At 70.5% G+C, this 234-nt stretch carries 1 protein-coding gene; it reads right to left on the bottom strand.

Going from position 1 to position 234, the window contains the following annotated elements; all coding sequences use genetic code 11:
• A partial coding sequence (locus ACFHW0_RS31965; protein WP_416613350.1) for an AMP-binding protein occupies positions 1 to 234 on the bottom strand: 234 nt, incomplete at both ends.

The raw sequence follows: 234 nt of genomic DNA, 5'->3' as shown, positions 1-234 counted from the left end.
ACCCGTCGAACCCGACGTGAACATCACACAAGCCGCATCCCCAGCATCACCCGCCACCACCAGCGGCTCCATGGGCGACCCGGCCTCCACGGCAGCCCCATCGACCAACACAACCGGGCCCGCACAGGCGAGCCGGCCAGCAAGGCTCTCGTCGGTCACCAACGCGGCCAGCCCGGCGTCCTCGGCCATCGCCGCCAGCCGGGCATCGGGGAACTCCGGATCGAGCATGGCGTA

It is taken from the genome of Micromonospora sp. LOL_025, assembly GCF_048060285.1.
Lineage (GTDB): Bacteria > Actinomycetota > Actinomycetes > Mycobacteriales > Micromonosporaceae > Micromonospora.
Note: the sequence above shows the minus strand (reverse complement) of the source record. Positions and strands in the feature narration are given on the sequence as shown.